Origin of the sequence: Amycolatopsis sulphurea (assembly GCF_002564045.1) — a bacterium.
Classification (GTDB): Bacteria; Actinomycetota; Actinomycetes; order Mycobacteriales; family Pseudonocardiaceae; genus Amycolatopsis; species Amycolatopsis sulphurea.
The window spans coordinates 3,427,262-3,445,353 of record NZ_PDJK01000002.1; the positions used below are offsets into that span (position 1 = coordinate 3,427,262).

The following is an 18,092-nucleotide window of genomic DNA, read 5'->3' on the forward strand; positions in this document are numbered from 1 at the left end:
TGAGGTTATTCGGCGGCTGCGGCCGCGGCCTCTTCGGCTTCGCCGGCCTCGTCGTCCGCGGAACCGCGCGGGGCCTCGTTGACGGCGACCACCAGCGCTTCGCCGTCGGTGACCAGCACGGCGCCGGGGGTCAGGGTGACCTGGGCGGCGGTGATCTGGGTGCCGGCGTCCAGGCCGTCCACGGAGACCTCGAACTGGTCCGGGATGTGCAGTGCCTCGACCTCGACCTGGAGCGTGTCCAGGTCCTGCGCGACCAGGGTGCCCGGGGTCGCGGAGCCGGTGACGACGACCGGCACGTCCACGGTGACCTTCTCGCCGCGCTTGACGACCAGCAGGTCTACGTGCTCGATGTAGTTCTTCAGCGGGTGCACCACGATGGTCTTGGTCAGCGCCAGCTCGCTGGCCCCTTCGAGGTCGAGGGTGATCACGGCGTTGCTGCCGTTCTCGCGCACGACGCGGGCGAACTCGATGGCCGGCAGCGCGAAGTGCCGCGGGTCCGAGCCGTGCCCGTAGAGCACCGCGGGGATTTTGCCGGCGCGACGGGTGCGGCGGGCGGCACCCTTGCCGAACTCGGTGCGCGGTTCGACGGAAAGACGTACCTCGGACACGGTCTAGCACTCCTTCAGCAACAAAGACGTACGGCAGGCGGCGGGGATCGTCGATCTCTGCCCGGGGGCGGTTGTGCACGGCGGCGAGTTCGCGGGCGTGAGCGGACCACGGGGCTTCTCGAGCCGCCGCGTCGATCACGCCGGGCACTGCGAAAGTGCGCCCGCCTCGCCGAGACAACTCGCCCAGTGTAGACCAGCGCGGGTCCGGCGAAACGCGGTGGGTGGGCGAGCGGTCGCCAACGGGTCGGTGACGACACGATTCCGATCCGGACGGGAGTGCGTCCGGGGTGGCATGATGCCCGCGGAAAGAGGGGCGTGATGCGTGCTCGATGGACTGCGGCAGCGGCGGTACTGCTGGGCGGGCTGCTGTCGGGCTGCCAGGTTTCGGTGACGGGTGCCGCCGGGCTGTCCGCGGCCGACCGGCAGCTCGCGCAGCAGCGTGCGGAGCAGCAGTCCGCCGTGGACGCCGCGTTGCAGGAGCTGGCGCAGGCACCGGCGCTGCACTACGACACGACCGTCAAGGATGCTTCGGGCAAGCCCGCCGAACTCGGCTTCCGCGTCACTCGCGGTGGCGACGGCCTGGGCGCGTTGCCGTTCGAGGGGCACCAGGTGCATCTCGTCGAGCCGAACGGACAGCTGTACCTCTCGGCGGCCGCGGAGTACTGGAAGTCGCACGGCCTTGAGGAGAACAGCACACAGTTCGGCACCGGCTGGGTACAGACAGTGGGCACGGAGCTGCCGATGGACCCGGCGGCGCGGCTGTCTCCGCCGAAGCTGGCCGATGCGTTGCGCAACGCGCTCCCCACGCTGTACCGCGCCGGTCCGCCGCAGCGGCAGAAGCTGGCCGACGGCACCGAGGTCTACGAGCTGGGCAGCCTCGGCGCGCTTCAGGTGAGCACCGCGCAACCGCACCGAGTGGTCTCCTTCTCACCCGCGCTGCTGGATCCGCGCAGCGGGCCGAAGCTCGGTACCGCGTTCCGGGTGCGGCCGCTCGCCGGGGCCGAGCTGAAGCAGTTCCACACCGATTTCGACGCCGCGGTCGACGGGCTCGGGCAGCCGTTCGACGGGCTCGCCCAGGCGAGTGTCACGGTGCTGAGCGACAAGCTGAACTGTCAGGACTTCGTGGGTTCTTGCAAGACCACTGTGGACGTGGCGAACAACGTCGTGGGCGGCAAGCCGGGCAGCAAGCCGACGGTGCACCTCACGCTTTCCGTGGAGATCAGCGCGGAGACGCTCGGTGTGGAGACCTGCACCACGCAGACCGACGCCGCGGCCGGCTCGACCGTCAGCATGTCCTGCTCGGTCAAGTTCGTCCTGCCGAATCGCACCGCGAGCTACCAGGTGCAGGCGAAGCCGGCCGCGGCCGGCGAAGTCCGCGTACCGGTCGACCCGAACGGGCTCAAGGCGAAGCTGGCCACCACCTTCGCCGCGCTCGGCGGCTGACCTGCACGCTCACCCGCAGGTGCGTCAGTTTCGTTGAAGTAGCCGAAGATCCGTCTCTACCATCGCCGCCGAAAGCGGATATTCGGTACTGGAGGCGGAAATGAGCAAGCTGGTGGTGTTCGGCGCGACAGGTTACGCCGGTGGCCTGATCACCGAGGAAGCGTTGCGGCGCGGGCATTCCGTGGTCGGGGTGGCACGCAAGGCAGCGGGGCTGCCGGAAAGCGTCGACGCGCGTTCGGGGTCGATTCACGACGCCACGTTCGTCGCCGAAGTGACCAGGGGCGCGGACGTGCTCGTCGTGGCGACCCACGGTGCCGCGGACGAACAGGGACACGGGCTGCTGGACGCGTTGCCCTCTCTCGTGGAGGCAGCCCGTGCCGCGAACGCGCGCTTGTCGTTCGTCGGCGGCGCCGGTTCGTTGCGGGTCAGCGAAAACGGCCCGCGGTTGATCGACACGCCGGACTTCCCGGCCGAGTACAAGGGCGAGGCGGGCAGCCACGCGGAGGTCTTGGAGGCGTTGCGCGCGCTGCCCGAGGGCGTGGACTGGTTCTACGTGAGCCCGGCAGCCGAGTTCGGCGCCTGGATCCCCGGCGAACGCACCGGCACATTCCGCGTGGGCGGCGATGTCCTGCTGACCGCCGCGGACGGGCACTCCCGGATCAGCGGTGCGGATTTCGCGATCGCCTACCTGGACGAGATCGAGCAGCCGAAGCACCCGCGTGCCCGGTTCTCCGTCGCATATTGAGCAGTCGGCCTTGGCAGCGGCCGGCACTGCCAAGGCCGCTGCGGGGCGATCAGCTGAAAGCTGTGAAGGGGCCCTTCACGGACTCAGAGTCCGTGAAAGGCCCCTTCACAGCGAGAGATAGGTCTCAGGCGGCGCCGTCGAACAGCGAGGTGACCGAGCCGTCCTCGAAGACCTGCTGGATCGCTTCGGCCAGCATCGGCGCGATGGACAACACGGTGAGCCCGGGGAACCGCTTCTCCGGCGGGATCGGCAGCGAGTTCGTCACGATGACCTCGCGCGCCTTGCACTCCGAGAGCCGCGCGGTGGCCGGATCGGACAGGATGCCGTGCGTGCACGCGATCACCACGTCCGCGGCGCCCTGCTCCAGCAACGCCTCGGTGGCCTTCACGATCGTGCCGCCGGTGTCGATCATGTCGTCGATCAGCACACAGAGCTTGCCCTCGACCTTGCCGACCACCCGGTTGGCCACGGCCTGGTTCGGCTTGTCCGGATCGCGCGTCTTGTGGATGAACGCGATCGGCCGGTCACCCAGCTGCTGCGCCCACTTCTCGGCCAGCCGCACCCGGCCGGAGTCCGGTGAGACGACCGTGATGTCGGCGTTGCCGTAGGTCCCGCGGATGTGGTCGGCGAGCACCGACTGCGCCATCAGATGGTCCACCGGGCCGTCGAAGAAGCCCTGGATCTGCGCGGTGTGCAGGTCCACGGTCATGATCCGGTCCGCGCCCGCGGTCTTGAACAGGTCCGCGATCAGCCGCGCGGAGATCGGCTCGCGGCCCTTGTGCTTCTTGTCCTGGCGCGCGTACGGGTAGAACGGCATGACCACGGTGATCCGCTTGGCGCTGGCGCGCTTGAGCGCGTCCACCATGATCAGCTGCTCCATCACGTACTCGTTGATGGGCGTGGTGTGCGCCTGGATGACGAACGCGTCGGTCCCGCGGACCGATTCCTCGAACCGCACGAAAAGCTCGCCGTTGGCGAAGGTGTGCGCGGTCTGCGGCGTGATCGTCACGTTCAGGTGCTGGGCGACCTCTTCCGCGAGCTCGTGGTGCGCACGGCCGGAGAAGAGCATCAGATTCTTCTTCGGCGTCCCTGACTTCGGACTCATGCTGGTGACTCCCGGTCGGTTCCTGCTGCTGACTCGGACACAACGGTGTCCTGCGCGGCGAGTGCGGCCTCGGCCGCCTTCGCCGCGGGCGTGCCCGGCCTGCGCCGGACCGCCCAGCCTTCGATGGTGCGCTGCGGGCCTGCCGACACCGCCAGGGAACCCGGCGGTACGTCGTCGCGGATCACCGCGCCGGCTCCACTGTAAGCGCCGTCTCCGATCTGGACTGGCGCGACCAGCGTGTTGTCCGCGCCGATGCGCACGTGCGAGCCGACCACGGTCTGGTACTTCTTGACCCCGTCGTAGTTCACGAACACGCTTGAGCAACCGATGTTGCTGTGCTCGCCGACGGTCGCGTCGCCGACGTACGTCAGGTGCGGCACCTTCGAGCCGGTGCCGATGTCCGCGTTCTTCGTCTCCACGAACGCGCCCAGCTTGCCCTTCGCGCCGAGCTTCGTGCCCGGCCGCAGGTAGGTGAACGGGCCGACGTTCACGCCGTCGCCCAGCTCCGCACCGGAGCCGTGTACGCGGACCACCGAAGCGCCTTCGCCGATCTTCACGTCGGTCAGAGTGGTGTCCGGGCCGACCACGGAGCCTTCGCCGACCGAAGTGGCGCCCTTGAGCTGAGTATTCGGCTCGATCAGTACGTCACGGGAGAGCGTGACGCCCGCTTCGATCCAGGTGGTGTTCGGGTCGATGACGGTGACGCCCGCGCGCTGCCAGCGCTGCACGATGCGGCGGTTGTACTCCGCGCCGAGTACTGAGAGCTGTACGCGGTCGTTGACGCCTTCGGTGACCCACGGGTCGTCGACGACGAGCGCGCCGACGCCCTTGCCGTCTTCGCGCGCGATGCCGAGTACGTCGGTGAGGTACAGCTCACCCTGCGCGTTGTCCGTGGACAGCCGCGACAGGCCTTCGGTGAGCATCGCCGCGTCGAACGCGTACACGCCGGAGTTGATCTCGGTGATCTCCAGCTGGTCCGGCGTCGAGTCCTTGTGCTCCACAATGGCCGTGACCGCGCCTTCGCCGTCTCGCACGATGCGGCCGTAACCGGTCGGGTCGGCCACGACGGCAGTGAGCACAGTCACCGCGTTGCCCGAGCCGTTGTGCTCGGCCAGCAGCGCGCCCAGCGTCTCGGTGTCCAGCAGCGGCACGTCGCCGTAGCTGACCAGCACCGTGCCGGTGAGCCCTTCGGGCAGCTCGTGCAGTGCGCAGGACACTGCGTGCCCGGTGCCCTTCTGCTCCTCCTGCACGGCGGTGGTGACCTCGCGGCCCAGCGCCGTGCCGACGCGGGAGAGTTCGGCCCCGACCGCGTCCCGCCCGTGGCCGATAACCACGACCAGATGCTGAGGCTGCAGCCCGGCCGCGGCGCGGACGGCGTGCTCCACCAAGGGCCGCCCGGCGATCGGGTGCAGCACCTTCGGGGTGGACGAGCGCATGCGGGTGCCCTCACCCGCGGCGAGGATCAACGTGCTCAGCGGGGTGGTCACAAGGCTCCCAACGATTCACCGGACGGCTGACGTCAGGCAAGAATCCTACGTGGGGTCCTCGGCGGCCCACGCGGGGTCGGCCGCGAAGCTCTCCGCGGAGTGTCCGGCGACCCCGTCCCCGGCCATCGAGTTGGCCGACGCGACCTGGTTCCCGCCGCCCCGTTTCGCCTGGTACATCGCCGCATCCGCGCGCGCGAGGACCTGCTCGGCCCGCTCCTGCGGGCGCAGGGAGACCAGTCCGATGGAGAGGGTGACGCCGTGCGAAAGGTGGTGCGGCAGCGACGCGACGGAGCTCGCTGCCCGGCCGAGCGCCATCTTCGCCGCGGACGCCGGCGTCCCAGGCAGCAGCGCGATGAACTCGTCGCCGCCGTAGCGGGCGACCACGTCGTCTCCGCGCAGGGTGTCGCGGAGCGTGCTCGCGACGACACGCAGCACGTTGTCGCCCTCCGCGTGCGACTGCTTGTCGTTGACGCCCTTGAAGCCGTCGAGGTCCACGAGCGCGACGGCGAGCGGCTGGGCGTCGGCCGAGGAGGACAGCGCGCGCAACCGCTCGTCGAGCGCGCGGCGATTCGGCAGACCGGTGAGCGGATCCTGCAGCGCCTGCTGGGTGATCGCCCCGTGTTCGGCCGAAAGCCGTTCGTGCTCGCGGCGCGCGTTGAGTGTGGCGATCTGGGATTCGCGCAGCGACCACATCTCCATCTCCAGCGCGGTGGCGTAGTCGATCAGGGACTGGTTCGCCGCTTCCGGATCGAGCCGGGCCAGCTCGCGCGTGATGGTGAGCCGCATCGAGGGCTGGGAAGGCGTTTCGGAGATCTCCCGGTGCGCCTCCCGCATCAAGCTCAGCGCTTCCGTGCGCCGCCCGGCTTCGTCCAGGCAGCGCCCGAGCGCGACCAGGACCAGCTCCTGCTCGTGCGGAAAGTGGTGTCCGTCATACAGCCGCTGCAGCCGCTCGACGTGTTCGGCGGCCGGGTGGTGCAGCGCGAGCGCGGCGGCCAGCATGCCCACCTGGTCCACCGCGGCGACGCCGGCCTTGCGCGGGAAGAGCGATTCGGCGAACGGCCCCTCCGCGGCGACCGCCATCGACGAGGCGGTGCGGAACTTCTCGGCCGCCTCGTCGTAGCGCTCGACGCGTTCCAGGCGCAGGCCCCAGCCGAGCAGCATCTTGACCCGGTTCATCAGCTGGAGGGTGATCTCGTGCGGGCTCGCGCTCTCCCGGATCGCCTGGTGCGCGCGCCCGATCACCTCCTCCGCCGCCTCGTACACGCCGAGCTGGTTGAGCACGATCCAGCAGTCGATCAGCGCGTTGGACTGCATCCGGTTCCAGTTGCGCACACTGACCTGGCGGTCCGGGATGGTCGAGTCGTCCAGGATCGCCAGCGCCCGGGCGATCTCGGTGAGCGCGGCGTCCTCCTGCGCGGCGAGCACCAGCCGCCGCCCGCGCAGCGCGTGCGCGTCCGCGCGCAGCAGCGACAGCCCGTGCCGCCGCGTGTGCGCGAGCATTTCGTCGAGCCGTGGTTCGGCCTCCGCGGCGAGGCCGCGGGTGACCAGCCGGGAGAACGCGGAGGCCCGCAGGAGCTGGGCGACGAGCGTGGGTTCCCCGCGGCGCAGGGTCTCCTCCAGCAGCTCGTCCATGATCGCGACGATTTCGAGCTGGCTTTCGTGGGCCTGGCGCTGCACGGCCGCGATCAGTTCCCGTGCGCGACCGACCAGCCACGCATCGGACATCTCGGCCAGGGTCGGGCGCCGAGCGCTCGTGGCGCCGCTCGCTTCCTCGCTCAGCCGCCCACTCCCATCGCCCGCGCCCGTCGTGCACCCTTGCCAGGACAGCTCCGCCGCCAGGATTCGAACCTGAACTGTCAGAACCAAAATCTGAAGTGCTGCCGATTACACTACGGCGGATCGAACCTGGTCAGAATAGCGATGATCGGTGACCGTGGTGGCAGGAGGGTGATCCAACCCGCGCCCGGCGCCGCGCCGGAACCGTCCGGATCGGGCGCGGAGCCGGACATTCCGGGCCTCCCCAGCGCGGGAAACCTCCTGTACCGTAACTTACGACACCGTAGGTAAGGGCACCCTTTCCAGGACCATACTGCAGGAAGAAGTGAACGTATGACGGCCACCCTCGACCGTTCCCAGCCCGCCGGAAAGCCGCCGAACGGCGCCAAGCCGATCATCGACGGGCATCGCTCGATGGGTCTGCAGATCACCGTCTACCTCGGCGTGCTGCTGCCGATCGTGGCGCTGCTCGTCGCCGTCCCGTTCGCCTGGGGCTGGGGGCTGAGCTGGCTGGACGTCGCGCTGTTCGTGGCCTTCTACGGCATCAGTGGGCTCGGTATCACGGTGGCCTACCACCGGCATTTCACGCACGGTTCGTTCAAGGCCAAGCCGTGGCTGCGCGTGGTGATGGCGATCTCGGGCAGCCTCGCGCTGCAGGGCCCGGTGATCACCTGGGTGGCCGATCACCGGCGGCACCACGCGTTCTCCGACCGCGACGGCGATCCGCACTCCCCGTGGGCCTACGGCACCTCGCCGGCGGCCATCGCGAAGGGCTTCTGGCACGCGCACATGGGCTGGCTGTTCGAGCGGGACCAGAGCAACCAGAGCCGGTTCGCCCCGGATCTGGTCAAGGACCCGGCGATCCGCAAGGTGGACGACCTGTTCTGGCTGTGGTCGCTGCTGTCGCTGACGCTGCCGGCCCTGCTCGGCGGGCTGCTGTCTTGGTCGCTGTGGGGTGCGGTCACCGCGTTGTTCTGGGCCGGGCTGGTGCGCATCTGCGTGCTGCACCACGTGACCTGGTCGGTCAACTCGATCTGCCACATGATCGGCGAGCGCCCGTTCGCCGCGCGCGACCGCTCGGCGAACTTCTGGCCGCTGGCGATCTTCTCCTTCGGCGAGTCCTGGCACAACCTGCACCACGCCGACCCGACCTCGGCCCGGCACGGGGTCAAGCGCGGGCAGATCGACATGTCCGCCCGGCTGATCTGGCTGTTCGAGAAGTTCGGCTGGGCGCACGACGTGCGCTGGCCGACCCCGCAGCGGCTGGCCCGCATCGCCGCCGAGGCGAAGTAGCCCGGCAACTACCCTGCTGGAATGGCGGGGAGACGACGGGCCAAACGTGAGGCCCTCACCGGGGCGCGACCGGCCGTTCCGGTGACCAGGGTGCGGATGACCGGCAGCGAGCGCAGGCAGCAGCTGCTGGACGTGGCGCGGGCGCTGTTCGCGGAAAAGGGCTTCGACGGCACGTCGATAGAAGAGATCGCGGCACACGCGAACGTGTCGAAGCCGGTGGTGTACGAGCATTTCGGCGGCAAGGAAGGCATCTACGCGGTCGTCGTGGACCGCGAGACCCAGCTGCTGCTCGACCGGATGGTCTCGGCCCTGCACGGCGGGCATCCGCGGGCGATGCTGGAGCAGGCCGCGACCGCGTTGCTCGGCTACGTCGAGGATTCCCACGACGGCTTCCGCATCCTGGTCCGCGATTCCCCGGTGGCCAGTTCCACCGGCACGTTCTCCACGGTGCTCAACGACATCGCCAGCCAGGTGGAGTACATCCTGGCCCAGCAGTTCGCCGCGCGCGGGTACGAGGAGAAGCTCTCCGCGCTCTACGCGCAGGCGCTGGTCGGCATGGTCGCGCTCACCGGGCAGTGGTGGCTGGACGCGCGCAAACCGAAGCGGGACGAGGTCGCCGCGCATCTGGTGAACCTGGCCTGGAACGGATTGTCGCACCTGGAGAACAAGCCGCGGCTGCTCGGCTGATCCTGCTCACCTGGGTGGGAGATCTGCGGCCAGTTCGCCTCGCGCGAACAGGTCGTCGAGGATCAGCGCGACGGCGGGGGAGACCTGCGCGCGGTCGGCGAGTGTGAGCCAGCCGAACGAAGCGATCTCGCTGCTCGCGGTCAGTTCGCCGGTGTATTCCGCGGTGTAGCAGGTCATTCGCACGAGCACGCCGTCCGCGCGGCCATGTGCCTGGGTTTCCCACACCCCGGCCGGCCGGGCCGTCACCGGGTCGAGCGTGACCGACAGCTCCTCGGCGATCTCCCGTATCAGGGTGGCCACGTCCGATTCCCCGGGTTCGCGCTTGCCGCCGGGCAGGTACCAGGTGTCCTTGCCCGCCGAACGCGCGGCGAGCACCCGGCCGTCGACCACGTGCAGCCAGGCCACTTTGTCGATCGCGGTCATGCCGGCGAGCCTAACCCGGTTCGCGCGGACCCCTCCGCCGGTACCGCAGGGTCCCGGCAAAGTCGGTCGAGGACCCGTGATCAGCAGAGTGCCGTGGCTGCCGCGTCATCATCGATGGCGGTTGCCCTCTCGATCGATTGCGCCCGGCAGCGGGCGAAGCGGAGGTGTTCGAGGTGCGCGACCACCTCGTGGTGTGCGCCGGGCCTGTCTCGGGTCTGTGAAGGGTCCCTTCACGGACTCAGAGTCTGTGAAGGGCCCCTTCACGGACTCAGAGTCTGTGAAGGGCCCCTTCACAGACCTCCGCGGTCGGCGAAGGGTCCCTCACGCCGACTTTGCCGACACCCTGGCCGGTTGGGCCAAGGCCGCGCTGGAGGCGTGGAACACCGATCTCGCCCGCTACCTCGGCCCGCGCCGGATCACCGCGAACATCGTTGCGCCCGGCCTGGTCGTGGACACCGGGTTCTTCCACGGCAAGCTCACCGGCGAACGCCGGGAACAGCTGATCGGCGCCACGATGACCGGCCAGGCCGGGCGCCCCGAGGACGTCGCCGCGGTGGTGCGGTTCCTGGCCGCGCCGGAGGCCGGGCACATCACCGGTCAGGTGGTGCACGTGAACGGCGGTGCCTACTCCGGCTGAGGCGGCGCCGGGGTCACCCGCAGTACTTTGTCGTTGTCGCCGTTCGAAGTCGTCACGTACAGCGAGCCGTCCGGGGCGCTGCGCACGGCTCGCAACCGGCCGAACCGGTCGTCGAACTCCGGCGGCAGCGTGACGCTGGTGACCTTCGCGTCGGCATCCAGGTGCAGCAGCAGGAGTTTCTGCCCCTTCAGCGCGACCACGGCCAGCGCGCCCTCGTCGGTACCCCATTGCGGCCCGGTGAGGAAGGCGTCCCCGCTGATCGCCTCGGTGGTCGACCCGGAGGTCCACAGTGGACGAACGGCGTCCGGGAACCGGTCGGTGTCGGTCATCGGCACGGTCTCGTCGTACTGGTCGTCGGTGCCGCCTTTCGACGGGTCCCAGCCGTAGTTTCCGCCCGGGCGCACCAGGTTGACCTCGTCGTCGAAGCTCGGCCCGTGCTCGGCCGTGACGATCTGCCCGGTGCCCGGCCGGATCGCCACGCCCTGCACGTTGCGGTGGCCGTAGCTGAGAAGGCGCCGCTCAGCCGGGTCCGCCGAGGACGGGAAAGGGTTGCCGGGCAACGGTTCCCCGGTCTTCGCGTCGATGCGCAGCACCTTGCCGCCGAGGCTGTGCCGATCCTGGGCGACGGAGGCTTTCGCGGCGTCCCCGGTGCCGACGAGCAGGGCGCCGTCCGGGCCGAGCGTGGGGCGGCAGCCGGAATGCCGTCCGCTCGGGTTCACCGGGAGGCCGGACAGCAGGACCCGCACCTTCTCGGCACTCGCGCCGTCCGCGGCGAGCCGCCAGGTGACCAGCCGGACGTCCACCGCCCGGCCGTTTTCCTGGTGTGTCTGGCAGGTGGTGAACTCGCGCGAGGTCGCGAAGTCCGCGGCCGGTACCAGGCCGAGCAGGCCGCCTTCGCCCGCGACGAGGACGTCCGAGAAGTCCGCTCGCACGTCGAGGACCCGGCCTTCGCGCACCAGCGCGAGTTTGCCCGGCCGCTGCGGCACGAGCAGCGCGCCGTCCGGGAGGAAGCCGACGTCCCAGCCGTGCGTCAGCCCGTGCGCGATCTCCTCCACTCGGAACCCGCGGCTGGGCGTGTCCGGCGCTGGTGAGCCGGTCGCGCCCGAGCAGGCGGTGAGCACCATCGAGGAGGCGAGCAGGGCAGCCAGGCAGCGGCGCATGTGCTCATCATGCCCCACGAATCGGGCGAGTACCGCGCAACGGCCGGGTCGGATCAATACGGACTCATCGGCGAACGACCACTGCGCGTATCCGCGCCGCACTCGACGTCGAGGTGTTAGTGCGCCGTAGGCGGCACAGACACGAACGTTCGGCCACTTTTGCTTGTATAGGCCAAAAGTACTACTGCGAGCCTGCTGTCTCCGCAGGCCTGTTTCACGACGTTCGCGCACGTGCACGCAGCATGGACGACGCCGGCTCGCCGATTCGCTCGTCTGCTGCGAAGCCGCAGTTGTCGAGCGCACCCGCGTCGTGTGGCAGAACATGCCACCTGCGTACGTCGATCGCGCGGCCCTGTTGGCAAAGTCGGTGTGAGGGGTCCTGCGCAGACGGCGGAGGTCCGTGAAGGTCTGTGAAGGGGCCCGAGACAGGCCCGGCGCACACCACGAGGTGGTCGCGCACCTCGAACACCTCCGCATCGCCCGCTACCGGACGCAACCGACGAAGATGGCAGGCACGGCCGATGATGACGCAGCAGCCACTACTCTCCCTGCTGATCACGGGCAGTCGACCAACTTTGCCGAGGCCATGGGGATGCTGGTGCAGCGCGGGACTCTCACTTGGTTGCTGGCGCGTCCAGTCGCCGTTGTCGCGGCCGTTGCGGGCGATCAACTCGGCTATCTGGAAGGCCGCATGTGGGGACCGAAGCTGCGTACGTCCCGCGTCGCTCGTCGAGTAGGCACCGAACGCTGGAACAAGGCCGAAGCAACTGTGGCGTGCTATGGCATACCGGCAGTGATCATTGGTCGTTGCCTGGCGGGCATTCGCACGGTCGTGCCCCGCATCGCCGGTTCCAGCGGGTTGCCGTACCGCCGCTTTCTGGCCGGTAGTTGTCTTTGGGCCGGAGTGGAACTGTCTGCGGGACAGTTCACCGGTTGGGTTGCCCTGTGAGGCCCGTCTGATTCTTTGCCCCGCTCGCGTTCACCCGCAGGTCGTGGACGGCTCCCGGGCGTCCGGCCGCCCGGCGGCCATCGCTTCCGGATCACCCACCCGGTCGGCCCGTTCGCGGCGTCAGCGAAATTGGGTCGGTCCCGGGACGTAGGCTGGTGCAGTGACCGACGCTCCACTGTCCGGACTCCTCCAATCCATCCTTCCCGACCCGGCCCTGCGCGGCGTTGTCGAGCGCGCCGGCGCACCGCTGCTTGAGCTGCAGGGGGCCGTCGCGGTCCGCCAGCTCGTCGCGGCCGCGCTGGCCGAAGATCCCGGCCGCGGCGGGGCCGGGCGGCCGGTGCTCGCCGTGACCGCCACCGGGCGCGAGGCCGACGAGCTGACCCTCGCGCTCACCGATCTGCTCGGCCGCGGCCGGGTGGCCGGCTTCCCGTCCTGGGAGACGCTGCCGCACGAACGGCTCTCGCCGCGGGCGGATACCGTCGGGCGGCGGCTGGAAGTGCTGCACCGCCTGCACGTGGGCGACGACGAGCTGCGCGTGGTCGTGTCCACCGTGCGCAGCCTGATCCAGCCGATGGCCCCCGGCCTCGGCTCACTCGCGCCGATCGACCTGGTGGTCGGCGAGGAGCAGAGCTTCGAGGCGCTGCTGGAGCGGCTCGTCGAACTCGCCTATACCCGCGTCGACATGGTCGAGAAGCGCGGGGAGTTCGCCGTCCGCGGCGGCATCCTCGACCTGTTCGGGCCGACCGCGCAGCATCCGGTCCGGATCGAGTTCTGGGGCGACGAGGTCAGCGAGATCCGCGCGTTCGCGGTGTCGGATCAGCGGTCGCTGCCCGGCGAGATCCCGCGGGTCACCGCGCCGCCGTGCCGGGAGCTGCTGCTCACCGCCGAGGTCAAGGCCCGCGCCGCCGATCTGGCCACCACCTACGAGGCCGATGCGCACCTGGCCGAGATGCTCACCAAGCTCTCCGGCGGCATCCCGGTGGAAGGCATGGAAGCGCTGATCCCGGTGCTCTGCCCGGGCGAGCTGGAGCTGCTCACCGACGCGCTGCCGGAGGGCAGCCACGTGCTGCTCGCCGATCCGGAGAAGATCCGCGCCCGGGCCGGCGACCTGGTGCGCACCGGGCAGGAGTTCCTCGAAGCCTCCTGGACCACCGCCGCCGCGGGCGGGCAGGCGCCGATCGACCTCGGCGCGTCGGCCTACCGAGGGCTGGCCGAGATCGCCCGGCACGCGCAGGACACCCGGCGGTGCTGGTGGACGCTGACCCAGCTGACCAGCGAGGATCCCGACATCCTGCGGATCGGCATCGAACCCGCGCCCGCTTATCGCGGCGAGCTGGACCGCGCGATGACCGATCTGCGCGCGCATCTCGCGAGCGGCGGCACCGGCGTGCTCGTGGTCGCCGGGCAGGGCACCGCGAGCCGGGCCGTGGAGCAGCTGCTGTCCGCGGACGTCCCGGCGAAGCAGGAGAGCGCGCTCACCGAAGCACCGGCGTCCGGTGTCGTCACGGTCACCTGCGGTGGGCTCGCCGACGGGTTCGTGGCCCCGGCGCGGGCGCTGGTGGTGCTGTCCGAGGCCGACCTCACCGGCCGCGGCGCCACCGCCGGATCGTCCACAAAGGACCTCAACACCAAGATGCCCTCGCGCCGCCGCGGCGCGGTCGACCCGCTCGCGCTCAAGGCGGGCGACTACGTGGTGCACGACCAGCACGGCATCGGCCGGTTCGTGGAAATGGTGCAGCGGACCCTGAAGGACTCCGGCGGAGCCTCGGTGACCAGGGAGTATCTGCTGCTGGAGTACGCGTCGTCCAAGCGCGGCCAGCCCGGCGACCGGCTGTTCGTGCCCACCGACCAGCTCGACGAGGTGTCCCGCTACGTCGGCGGGGAGCTGCCCACGCTGAACAAGCTGGGCGGTTCGGACTGGAAGAACACCAAGGCGCGTGCGAAGAAGGCGGTCAAGGAGATCGCCGCCGAGCTGGTGCAGCTCTACGCCGCGCGCCAGGCCGCGCCCGGTCATCCGTTCGGCCAGGACACCCCGTGGCAGCACGAGCTCGAGGACGCCTTCCCGTTCACCGAGACCAACGACCAGCTCGCGGCCATCGACGAGGTCAAGGCCGATATGGAGCGCGGCGTCCCGATGGACCGGGTGATCTGCGGCGACGTGGGCTACGGCAAGACCGAGATCGCGGTGCGCGCGGCGTTCAAGGCGGTGCAGGACGGCAAGCAGGTCGCCGTGCTGGTGCCCACCACCCTGCTCGCCCAGCAGCACCTCAACACCTTCGGCGAACGCATGCGGTCCTTCCCGGTCACCGTCAAGGGCCTGTCCCGGTTCACCAACAAGTCCGAGGCGGACGTGATCCTGGAACAGCTCTCGGCCGGCGAGGTGGATGTCGTGATCGGCACACACCGGCTGCTGCAGACCGGAATCCGGTATAAGGACCTCGGCCTCGTGATCGTCGACGAGGAGCAGCGGTTCGGCGTCGAGCACAAGGAGCACATCAAGGCCCTGCGCACACACGTCGACGTGCTCACCATGTCCGCCACGCCGATCCCGCGCACCCTGGAGATGTCGCTCGCGGGCATCCGGGAGATGTCCACCATCCTGACCCCGCCGGAGGACCGGCACCCGATCCTCACCTACGTCGGCGCCTACGACGACAAGCAGGTGGGCGCGGCCATCCGGCGGGAGCTGCTGCGCGACGGCCAGGTCTTCTACGTGCACAACCGGGTCTCCTCGATCGAGAAGGCCGCGCGCCGGATCCGGGAGATGGTGCCGGAGGCGCGCGTGGTCACCGCGCACGGGCAGATGAACGAGGAGAAACTCGAGAAGATCATCCAGGGGTTCTGGGAGAACGAGTACGACGTACTGGTCTGTACCACGATCGTCGAGACGGGCCTGGACATCTCCAACGCCAACACGCTGATCGTGGAACGCGGCGACATGCTCGGCCTGGCGCAGCTGCACCAGTTGCGCGGACGCGTCGGCCGCGGCCGGGAGCGCGGGTACGCCTACTTCCTCTATCCGCCCGAGGCGCCGCTCACCGAGACCGCGCACGACCGGCTCGCCACCATCGCGCAGAACACCGAACTCGGCGCCGGGATGGCGGTCGCGATGAAGGACCTGGAGATCCGCGGCGCGGGCAACATCCTCGGCGCGGAGCAGTCCGGGCACATCGCCGGAGTCGGCTTCGACCTGTACGTCCGGCTCGTCGGCGAGGCCGTGGAAGCCTTCCGCAGGCACGCCGGCGCCGAGACCAGCGAAGACGAGGAGCTCGCCGAGGTCCGCGTCGATCTGCCGGTGGACGCGCACCTCCCGCACGACTACGTCCCCGGCGAGCGGCTCCGGCTGGAGGCCTACCGCAAGATCGCCGCGGCCCCGGATCCGGCGGCGCTGGACGCGGTCCGCGAGGAGCTGATCGACCGCTACGGCCAGCCGCCCGCCCCGGTCACCCGGCTGCTCGCCGTGGCCGCGTTCCGGCACGCCTGCCGTGCCGCCGGCGTCACCGAGGTGGCGGTGCAGGGCAGCACCATCCGGTTCGCCCCGCTGCCGCTGGCCGATTCCCAGATGGTGCGGCTGAAACGCTTGTATCCCAAGGCGTTGTACAAGGCGGTCACGAACACCGTCTCGGTCCCCAAGCCGACCGAAGGCCCGGCGGGCGGCCGGATGGGGGCGCCCGCGCTGCGGGATCAGGAGCTGCTCGACTGGTGCACGAAACTGCTGGCCCAGTTGACCAAGACCCCGGCCGTGGTCTGAGGTGAGCACCGAAATTGCCGCGACGGTATTGCGTTTCTGGGGCAGGCGTGTGAGAGGGTAGGGCCTGTGATGCGGATCATGAGGCGCCCCCGCGCGCTCGTCGCCGTCGTTGCCGGAGCGTTTCTCCTCGCCGGGTGCGGTGCCGGTCCGGGCCAGGTGGGCATGGCCGCGCTCGTCGACGGCAAGCTCACCACGATCGACCAGGTGCAGGGCCTGCTGAACCGCGCGGTGCGCGAGCAGCCCTTCGCCCGTGAGCTGGCCGCGCAGCACAAGCTCGACCTCGTCGGCCGCGAGATCGTCCGGCAGGCGGTGCTGCACGAGGTGCTGGCCAAAGTGGCGCAGAAGGAAGGCGTCACCGCCGACGCGGACGCCATCGACGCGGTCGCGCAGAAGGATCCGCTGGGCGGTGCGCTTCCCGCGGCCGCCGCGCAGGACGAGGCGGCCGGGGTCACCCAGCTCGTGTGGCGGCTGCGCGACCACCGGGAAGCGCTGACCGACCAGTACCTGGAGCAGAAGCTGGCGGTGAAGTACCTGCCCTCGCTCACCGTCAACTTCGACTACACCAGCGTCGGCGCGCCCTCTTCGGACGGTCAGGCACCGTCTGTCGACGCGAAGACCGCGCGCGGCGAGGCGATCGCCAAAGCCCAGGAGTACGCGAAGAACCCGGGCGCCATCACCGCCGAGCTGCAGGGCGGGGCGCAGGGCAATGTCGGGCAGCAGGTGCCCGCGCTGTCCTCGCCGGCGGACGCGGCGACCGTCCTTTTCGGCGTGCCGGCGAACACCGCCATCGCGTTCCAGCCGAACCCGGCCGCCGCGCCGACCTGGTGGGTCACCGCCGTGGTGCGGCAGCGCGCGACCGGCAAGCAGGTGGCCACCGACCAGGTCCAGCAGCCGACCGCGGCCCAGCTCGGTGCGATCGGGGTCCGGCTGCTGCAGCCCTACGTCCAGGAGGCCGACTACAAGATCAACCCGCGGTACGGCGTGTGGGATCCGGTCGGGATGAACCTCGCGCCGAACAGCGCCGAGCTCGCCGGTGTCGTCCTGCCGGTGCAGGGCGCCATCCCGGCACGGCCATGACCGGCCCGGTCGTCGTGCTCGTCCGGGGGGACGCGATTCCCGCGGCGGCGCTGCCCTTGCTGCGCTCCCCGGCCGCTTGCGCGGCGGCGGACGTCGATGCCGAGTGGCTCGGCCTGCCGCCGGTCGCGACGATGGCTGCCGGGCAGGATCTCGTGCTCGTGGCCGCCTCCCGTGCCGAGCCTGGCGCGGCGGAGCTGATCAAAGCCGGTGCGCGGGTGATCGAGGCGCCGATGCCGCCGCTCGTCGAAGCCGTCGAGGTGATGGACCGGCTGCGCTCGCCCGGCGGTTGCCCGTGGGACGCCGCGCAGACGCACGATTCCCTGCGGCAGTACCTGGTCGAGGAGACCTACGAACTGCTCGACGCGATCGAGGAGAACGATCGCGAGGCGCTGCGCGAGGAACTCGGCGACGTCCTGCTCCAGGTGCTCTTCCACGCCAGGGTGGCCGCCGAGGACGCGCGCGATCCGTTCACTGTGGACGATGTGGCGCGGGCACTGGTGACCAAGCTCGTCAGTCGCCATCCGCACGTGTTCGCCGACGCGGACCGCATGTCCAGCGCGGCTGGGCAGGAAGTGCAGTGGGAAGAGCTGAAGCAGGCCGAGAAACAACGTAAGTCCATTGTGGACGGCGTGGCGCTCGGCCAGCCCGCGGTCGCGCTCGCCGGCAAGCTGGGGCAGCGCAGCGGGCGCGCGGGTGTGCCCCTCGACCTGTTCCCCGGCGGTACCGAGGCCGCCGCGCAGCTCTTCCGCGTCGCCGCAACCGCCCGGCGGGCCGGGGTGGATCCGGAAGGTGAGCTGCGCGCGGTCGCCAAGCAGTTCGCGCAGGACATCCGGGCCGCCGAGGCCGCCGCCCGCGCGAACGGGGTCGAACCGGCGACGCTGGAGGCCGAGGGCTGGCGTCGGTTCTGGCCGTCCGTCTGAGGTGAACCGGGCGTTCTCTCGGCGAAGCCGG

Annotated in this window: 14 protein-coding genes, 1 tRNA gene and 1 pseudogene; 9 read left to right on the plus strand and 7 right to left on the minus strand. The window is 70.3% G+C overall.

Annotation, left to right across the window (positions count from 1 at the left end; all coding sequences use genetic code 11):
* Positions 1–5: 5 nt before the first annotated feature.
* Positions 6–608, minus strand: coding sequence for a 50S ribosomal protein L25/general stress protein Ctc (locus ATK36_RS21810; protein WP_098513211.1), 603 nt, complete (start codon positions 606–608; stop codon positions 6–8).
* A gap of 318 nt (positions 609–926) precedes the next feature.
* Between ATK36_RS21810 and ATK36_RS21815 the strand changes: the two genes are divergently transcribed.
* A complete protein-coding gene (locus tag ATK36_RS21815) occupies positions 927–2,051 on the plus strand; it encodes a hypothetical protein (protein ID WP_098513212.1) in 1,125 nt (374 codons plus the stop codon).
* Between the two features lie 100 nt (positions 2,052–2,151).
* On the plus strand, positions 2,152–2,796 hold the full coding sequence (locus tag ATK36_RS21820; RefSeq protein WP_098513213.1) for an NAD(P)-dependent oxidoreductase: 645 nt from the start codon (positions 2,152–2,154) through the stop codon (positions 2,794–2,796).
* Between the two features lie 124 nt (positions 2,797–2,920).
* Here ATK36_RS21820 and ATK36_RS21825 read toward each other — a convergent pair whose 3' ends face one another.
* From ATK36_RS21825 to ATK36_RS21840, 4 genes are all read right to left on the minus strand, one after another.
* Complete coding sequence (locus tag ATK36_RS21825; RefSeq protein ID WP_098513214.1) at positions 2,921–3,901, minus strand: ribose-phosphate diphosphokinase; 981 nt, start codon at positions 3,899–3,901, stop codon at positions 2,921–2,923.
* Positions 3,898–5,388, minus strand: coding sequence for a bifunctional UDP-N-acetylglucosamine diphosphorylase/glucosamine-1-phosphate N-acetyltransferase GlmU (glmU, locus tag ATK36_RS21830; protein WP_098513215.1), 1,491 nt, complete (start codon positions 5,386–5,388; stop codon positions 3,898–3,900). The genes ATK36_RS21825 and glmU overlap by 4 nt, the downstream gene beginning before the upstream one ends.
* Positions 5,389–5,433: 45 nt before the next feature.
* Positions 5,434–7,113 (minus strand): GGDEF domain-containing protein, encoded by a 1,680-nt coding sequence (locus ATK36_RS21835; protein ID WP_098513216.1) that lies wholly within the window; start codon positions 7,111–7,113, stop codon positions 5,434–5,436.
* A 102-nt stretch (positions 7,114–7,215) separates the two neighbouring features.
* Positions 7,216–7,287: transfer RNA gene (locus ATK36_RS21840), tRNA-Gln, on the minus strand.
* Positions 7,288–7,497: 210 nt separating this feature from the next.
* Between ATK36_RS21840 and ATK36_RS21845 the strand changes: the two genes are divergently transcribed.
* Positions 7,498–8,457: an acyl-CoA desaturase gene (locus ATK36_RS21845; protein WP_098513217.1), complete on the plus strand. Its 960-nt coding sequence runs from the start codon at positions 7,498–7,500 to the stop codon at positions 8,455–8,457.
* Between the two features lie 96 nt (positions 8,458–8,553).
* Positions 8,554–9,144 carry a TetR/AcrR family transcriptional regulator gene (locus ATK36_RS21850; protein ID WP_141544589.1) on the plus strand — a complete coding sequence of 197 codons (591 nt, stop codon included), beginning with the start codon at positions 8,554–8,556 and terminating at the stop codon, positions 9,142–9,144.
* A gap of 6 nt (positions 9,145–9,150) precedes the next feature.
* Here ATK36_RS21850 and ATK36_RS21855 read toward each other — a convergent pair whose 3' ends face one another.
* Positions 9,151–9,567, minus strand: a complete 417-nt coding sequence (locus ATK36_RS21855) for an NUDIX hydrolase (RefSeq protein WP_098513219.1) — start codon at positions 9,565–9,567, stop codon at positions 9,151–9,153.
* Between the two features lie 349 nt (positions 9,568–9,916).
* Between ATK36_RS21855 and ATK36_RS33720 the strand changes: the two are divergent.
* Positions 9,917–10,204: pseudogene (locus tag ATK36_RS33720) on the plus strand (SDR family oxidoreductase); the annotation flags it as partial.
* Here the strand turns inward: ATK36_RS33720 and ATK36_RS21865 are convergent.
* Positions 10,192–11,364: a PQQ-dependent sugar dehydrogenase gene (locus tag ATK36_RS21865; RefSeq protein ID WP_098513221.1), complete on the minus strand. Its 1,173-nt coding sequence runs from the start codon at positions 11,362–11,364 to the stop codon at positions 10,192–10,194. The pseudogene ATK36_RS33720 and the gene ATK36_RS21865 sit on opposite strands and share 13 nt — an antisense overlap.
* A gap of 448 nt (positions 11,365–11,812) precedes the next feature.
* Here ATK36_RS21865 and ATK36_RS21875 point away from each other — a divergent pair, with 448 nt between their 5' ends.
* The 4 genes from ATK36_RS21875 (at position 11,813) to ATK36_RS21890 (ending at position 18,061) form a co-directional block, all read left to right on the plus strand.
* A complete protein-coding gene (locus ATK36_RS21875) occupies positions 11,813–12,313 on the plus strand; it encodes a DedA family protein (RefSeq protein ID WP_245914977.1) in 501 nt (166 codons plus the stop codon).
* Positions 12,314–12,488: 175 nt separating this feature from the next.
* A complete protein-coding gene (gene mfd, locus ATK36_RS21880; RefSeq protein WP_098515080.1) occupies positions 12,489–16,064 on the plus strand; it encodes a transcription-repair coupling factor in 3,576 nt (1,191 codons plus the stop codon).
* Between the two features lie 78 nt (positions 16,065–16,142).
* Complete coding sequence (locus ATK36_RS21885) at positions 16,143–17,141, plus strand: hypothetical protein (protein ID WP_342752044.1); 999 nt, start codon at positions 16,143–16,145, stop codon at positions 17,139–17,141.
* The gene (locus ATK36_RS21890) at positions 17,138–18,061 is read left to right on the plus strand and encodes a nucleoside triphosphate pyrophosphohydrolase (RefSeq protein ID WP_098513223.1); all 924 of its coding nucleotides are present in this window, start codon (positions 17,138–17,140) and stop codon (positions 18,059–18,061) included. Before ATK36_RS21885 ends, ATK36_RS21890 begins: the two co-directional genes overlap by 4 nt.
* Positions 18,062–18,092: the final 31 nt, after the last annotated feature.

Bases quoted from the DNA above. Each gene is read 5' to 3' on its own strand.
- ATK36_RS21835 (WP_098513216.1), bottom strand. From the start codon at position 7,113: ATGTCCGATGCGTGGCTGGTCGGTCGCGCACGGGAACTGATCGCGGCC.
- ATK36_RS21850 (WP_141544589.1), top strand. From the start codon at position 8,554: ATGACCGGCAGCGAGCGCAGGCAGCAGCTGCTGGACGTGGCGCGGGCG.
- ATK36_RS21865 (WP_098513221.1), bottom strand. From the start codon at position 11,364: ATGCGCCGCTGCCTGGCTGCCCTGCTCGCCTCCTCGATGGTGCTCACC.
- ATK36_RS21820 (WP_098513213.1), top strand. From the start codon at position 2,152: ATGAGCAAGCTGGTGGTGTTCGGCGCGACAGGTTACGCCGGTGGCCTG.
- ATK36_RS21825 (WP_098513214.1), bottom strand. From the start codon at position 3,901: ATGAGTCCGAAGTCAGGGACGCCGAAGAAGAATCTGATGCTCTTCTCC.
- ATK36_RS21885 (WP_342752044.1), top strand. From the start codon at position 16,143: ATGAGGCGCCCCCGCGCGCTCGTCGCCGTCGTTGCCGGAGCGTTTCTC.
- ATK36_RS21815 (WP_098513212.1), top strand. From the start codon at position 927: ATGCGTGCTCGATGGACTGCGGCAGCGGCGGTACTGCTGGGCGGGCTG.
- ATK36_RS21845 (WP_098513217.1), top strand. From the start codon at position 7,498: ATGACGGCCACCCTCGACCGTTCCCAGCCCGCCGGAAAGCCGCCGAAC.
- ATK36_RS21890 (WP_098513223.1), top strand. From the start codon at position 17,138: ATGACCGGCCCGGTCGTCGTGCTCGTCCGGGGGGACGCGATTCCCGCG.
- ATK36_RS21855 (WP_098513219.1), bottom strand. From the start codon at position 9,567: ATGACCGCGATCGACAAAGTGGCCTGGCTGCACGTGGTCGACGGCCGG.